Source organism: Vibrio sp. 704, assembly GCF_033339295.1.
This window is the reverse complement of the sequence record NZ_JAWOUH010000161.1, coordinates 1-965: the sequence shown is the minus strand read 5'-3', so window position 1 is coordinate 965 and position 965 is coordinate 1. Positions and strand designations below refer to the sequence as shown.

The 965-nt window shown below is 51.0% G+C and carries 1 protein-coding gene; it reads left to right on the top strand.

Annotated features, from left to right (window positions below):
* On the top strand, positions 1–965 hold a 965-nt coding region (locus R7R24_RS25155; protein ID WP_318119834.1), incomplete at both ends, for a diacylglycerol kinase family protein.

Below are 965 nucleotides of genomic sequence, written 5' to 3'. Positions count from 1 at the left end.
ATTTGGCGTTTCTCGACTCTCACGACATTTCCTGCATTGTTGATGTTACGGCGGAGTTCGCAGGTTTAGAAAGCGCCATGACTGACAAGCAATTCAACTACCTTTCTATTCCCGTGCTGGATCATAAAGCGCCGACCTTGGAGCGTTTACGTCATGCGATTAATTGGATTGATACCCAAATCGCCTGTGGGCGCTCTGTGGTTGTGCATTGCGCACTTGGGCGTGGCCGTTCGGTGTTTGTGGTGGCGGCTTATTTACTGAGTAAAGACCCATCGCTCTCGGTGGAATCGGTGATGCGGAAAATAAACAGCGTGCGCAGTACTGCAAGGCTCAATAATCTGCAGATCAAAACTCTGCGCGCGATCAGTGAGAAAGGCGTGCTAACACTCGATGAGCTGACCTGGATGGTGGTGAACCCTGTCGCGGGCGGTGGGAAATGGCTGCAATACGAACAGCGTGTGATTCGTGAGTTGACCAAAAAATATCGTCTCAGCATTCGCCAAACGGACGAAACCACCAGTGCAGAAAGCCTCGCACTGCAAGCTAAACAAAGTGGTGTGAATCAGGTGATTGTTTCTGGTGGCGATGGCACGGTGACTGAAGTGGCGAGCCAGTTGGTCGGCACTGACATCAAGCTCGGCATCATACCGTTGGGCACGGCGAATGCGCTTTGCCATGTACTGTATGGCATCGGCGTGAAGTTATCACCGGTGGAAAAAGCGTGTGAAGCCATTCTCGCAGGTCATTGCCAACGCATAGACACCGCAGAATGTAATCAGCGTTTGATTCTGTTGGTGCTGGGTATTGGCTTGGAACAGAAGATGATTGAACACGCGCATCGTGAAGAGAAAAATGCTTTTGGGCAACTGGCGTATTTAACGGGCTTTTTTAACGCTGTTATTTCCGAAGAGGTGCAAACTCTGCAAGTAACCCTCGAAGGGCAGGCGGCGAGTGAACAAGGATGG